This is a genomic window from Vogesella mureinivorans (assembly GCF_007644035.1).
In the GTDB taxonomy this organism is placed as follows: Bacteria; Pseudomonadota; Gammaproteobacteria; order Burkholderiales; family Chromobacteriaceae; genus Vogesella; species Vogesella mureinivorans.
Map to the genome: position 1 here is coordinate 1 of NZ_VMTV02000309.1, position 599 is coordinate 599.

Here is a 599-nt window from a genome sequence, read left to right on the forward strand (position 1 = left end):
CAACGTACCGGGCGCCGAGCTGGTGGCCGACACCGACAAGGTGATCGAGGCCAGCGTCACCACCACCGACGCCGCAGGCAACAGCATCACCGTCAGCGACACCGAAGGCTACAGCGTCGACACCGGCGCGCCGAGCGTGGTGGTGAACATCGTGGATGCCGCCCTGAACGTGGCAGACAAGGTGTCGAACGTGACCTTCACCTTCAGCGAAGCGCCGGTAGGCTTTACCGCCGCCGACCTGACCGTGAGCGGTGGCACCATCAGCAACCTGGTACAAAGCGCCAGCGATCCTAAAGTGTGGACCGCCACCTTTACCGCGACCGACGGTTTCACCGGCACCGCCAGCGTAGCCGTCAACAATGGCAGCTACACCGACGCCGCCGGTAACCTGGGCAGCGCCGGCAGCGACACCGTGGCTGTCGACACCGCTGCGCCAGTGGCCAGCATCACCCTGAATGCCAACATCACCGCCGACGACGTGATCAACGCCGCCGAAGCAGGCCAGCAGGTGGCCATTACCGGTACCGTCGGTGGCGACGTGAAGGTAGGCGATACCGTCACCCTGACCGTCAACAACCAGACCTACACCGGTACCGTAC

Annotated in this window: 1 protein-coding gene; it reads left to right on the forward strand. The window is 64.8% G+C overall.

All coding sequences use genetic code 11. The features are described from left to right. The coding region (locus tag FLQ44_RS10015; RefSeq protein WP_147694284.1) for an Ig-like domain-containing protein at positions 1-599 on the forward strand (599 nt) is incomplete at both ends.